At 74.5% G+C, this 533-nt stretch carries 1 pseudogene; it reads right to left on the bottom strand.

Annotated elements, in window-relative coordinates:
* Positions 1-533: pseudogene (locus tag AA75_RS43735) on the bottom strand (AMP-binding protein); the annotation flags it as partial.

Below are 533 nucleotides of genomic sequence, written 5' to 3'. Positions count from 1 at the left end.
CGGGTGGGGGCGGGCAGGGCGGCGCGGTCGAGTTTGCCGTTGGGCGTCAGCGGCAGCGCGTCCAGCACCACGAACGAGGACGGCACCATGAACGCCGGCAGCACCCGGCCCAGCGCCTCCCGCACCTCCGCCTGGTCCAGCACCGCACCGGCCGCGGCGACCAGGTACGCGACCAGCCGCCGGTCACCCGGGCGGTCCTCCCGGGCCAGCACGGCCGCCCGCACCACACCCGGCAGACCGCAGAGCGCGGCCTCCACCTCACCCGGCTCGATCCGGAACCCCCGGACCTTCACCTGGTGGTCCACCCGGCCCGCGAACTCCAGCTCACCGCGGACGTTCCAACGCGCCAGATCACCGGTCCGGTACATCCGGCCACCGGCCGGACCGAACGGATCCGCCACGAAACGCGCAGCCGTCAGCCCCGGACGGTTCAGGTACCCGCGCGCCAGACCCGCACCCGCCAGGTACAACTCCCCCGTCACACCCGGCGCCACCGGACGCAGGAACCCGTCCAGCACATACACCCGCGCACC

Origin of the sequence: Kitasatospora sp. MBT63, from assembly GCF_000710465.2 — a bacterium.
Taxonomy (GTDB): Bacteria; Actinomycetota; Actinomycetes; order Streptomycetales; family Streptomycetaceae; genus Kitasatospora.
Note: the sequence above shows the minus strand (reverse complement) of the source record. Positions and strands in the feature narration are given on the sequence as shown.